The organism is Paraflavisolibacter caeni (assembly GCF_025628885.1).
In the GTDB taxonomy this organism is placed as follows: domain Bacteria; phylum Bacteroidota; class Bacteroidia; order Chitinophagales; family Chitinophagaceae; genus Flavisolibacter; species Flavisolibacter caeni.
In genome coordinates this window covers 1-1367 of the sequence record NZ_JAOTIF010000073.1, presented here as the reverse complement: position 1 = coordinate 1367, position 1367 = coordinate 1, and the positions used below count along the sequence as shown (strand labels likewise).

The 1367-nt window shown below is 47.9% G+C and carries 1 protein-coding gene; it reads right to left on the bottom strand.

Annotated features, from left to right (window positions below; all coding sequences use genetic code 11):
* Positions 1–1367: 2-oxoacid:acceptor oxidoreductase family protein (locus OCK74_RS27810; RefSeq protein WP_279300388.1), on the bottom strand; the 1367-nt coding region annotated here is incomplete at both ends.

The window sequence follows — 1367 nt, the reverse complement described above, 5'->3', positions numbered from 1 at the left end:
GCCACTTTGGATGCATTGACCACAAAGAACTTCAATTCTTTATGTAGGATCTCTTCCTGTATCTTTTTAGGTAACCGGTCCCAAACATCTTCAGTGTTGTAAGGAGCATTCAAAAGGAAAGTAGCCCCCTTTTCAGCATCTTTCAGTACGTCATATTTCTCTAAATAATTAAAGTGATGACAGGCTACAAAATTGGCTGAGTTGATCAGGTAGGTAGAACGGATCGGCTGTTCACTGAAACGCAAGTGCGAGACCGTTAGAGAGCCAGACTTTTTGGAATCATATACAAAGTATCCCTGAGCGTGATGCTCTGTTACTTCACCAATGATCTTGATCGTGTTTTTGTTGGCACTCACCGTACCATCTGCGCCCAGACCAAAGAAGAGACCACGGAACAGGTGTTGTGCTTCCAGAGAGAAGTTTTTATCATAAGGCAGGCTGGTGAACGTGACATCGTCTTCAATGCCAATGGTAAAGCCTTTCTTTGGAGCCTCTTTTTGAAGTTCGTCATAGATGGCTTTCACCATGGCAGGGCTAAACTCTTTGGAGGCCAGGCCATAACGACCACCTATAACTTTGGGCATTGGTGCTTCCCAGCCGGCATGCAGTGCATTGATCACATCCATATACAGCGGTTCGCCAATAGCGCCGGTTTCTTTACACCGATCCAGAACAGCAATTTTCTGAACAGTTCGTGGAAGTGCATCGATAAAGTGTTTTACAGAGAAGGGGCGATACAGGTGAACGTGTAGATAACCCACTTTTGCTCCTGTAGCATTCAGGTATTCGACTGTTTCCTGAACTGCTCCGGCCCCGGATCCCATAATGATGATGATGCGTTCGGCTTCGGGGTGGCCGTAATATTCGAAGAGTTTATAGGAACGTCCAGTTAAGCCTTCAAACTTCTGCATGGCATCTTCCACAAGGGCTGGCACCTGCCAATGGTATTGATTGCAGGCTTCGCGGCTTTGGAAGTATACATCAGGGTTTTGTGCAGTGCCCCTAATGAATGGGTTGGCCGGATTCAAGGAGCGGTCGCGGTGGCGGGCCACATCAGCTTCGTCGATCATCGCCCTTATAAGGCTGTCCGGTATGATCTTCACTTCGTTGAGTTCGTGGGAAGTGCGGAAGCCATCAAAAATGTTCAGGAAAGGAACAGAGGCTTTCAGGGTTGCAGCAGTAGCAATCATCGCCATGTCGTGTGCTTCCTGCGGGCTACTACCAAACAACATGGCAAAGCCTGTAGATCGAACGGCCATCACATCGCTGTGGTCGCCGAAGATAGACAAGGCATGTGTTGCCAGCGCACGGGCTGCAATATGGAAAACTGTAGGGGTTAATTCGCCTGCAATCTTATACATATTGGG